Here is an 816-nt window from a genome sequence, read left to right as displayed (position 1 = left end):
ACAGATAGTGCCACTGCTTTTTAACTTTCAGATAAGTCACATCGGCCACCCATACTTTGTCTTTACAATGAGGAACCGCACCGTCAGGACGAAGGTTTTGTCCTGATGCCAAAAAGCGCTTCAACCCTGGCGCTCGGTACGTTACCTGAGTCACCCGAGCGATCAATCCCATCTCTTGCATCAGCCGCGCTACACGCTTCCTGCTGACCTGATATCCCTGCTTTAACAGCGCTTTCCAGATTCGGGGACTGCCATAGCGACCTTCGTTCTCATCCGAGATATTCTTGATGAGAATCTTTAATCCCATATCTGACTGATCACGTTCAGACGGCTCTCTGTTAAGCCATGCGTAAAAGCCACTACGAGATACACCCAGCCACTCACACGTGCGCTTGATGCCTAGCTCTTGTCCGAACTTCTCGATGAATCGATATCTTGCTGATGTTCCTCCGCAAGAAACCGTTGCCACTTTTTTAGCAGGTCAACCTCCTGCTTCAGCCTTTTGTTCTCGGCTTCAAGCTTCTTCAGTTTTGAGATTTCTTTCTCTTGCTTACTGGTTGCTTCGGTTAACTTCTTGCGCTTATCTGCCACGATTTTTCCTTCACGGTATTCTTTACGCCATCGTGACAGCATGAACGGATGTATGTCGAGTGTATTGGCGACTTCCTGAACCTGAATTCCTTCAATCAGACTTAGCTGAACTGCTTTCACTTTAAATTCATTTGAATACTGCCAAGTCTTTCTTGGCTGAGTATATTTTGGCATTGGACACCTCGTCAGTTTGACTTTGGTGTCCGTTAAAGCGGGGGAAGATCA

At 46.9% G+C, this 816-nt stretch carries 1 pseudogene; it reads right to left on the bottom strand.

What is annotated here, in order from left to right:
- A pseudogene (locus NYR02_RS01880) lies at positions 1-765 on the bottom strand (IS3 family transposase); the annotation flags it as partial.
- Positions 766-816: the final 51 nt, after the last annotated feature.

It is taken from the genome of Thalassolituus pacificus (assembly GCF_025318105.1).
Classification (GTDB): Bacteria; Pseudomonadota; Gammaproteobacteria; order Pseudomonadales; family Oceanobacteraceae; genus Venatoribacter; species Venatoribacter pacificus.
This window is presented reverse-complemented; position numbering and strand designations above follow the sequence as displayed.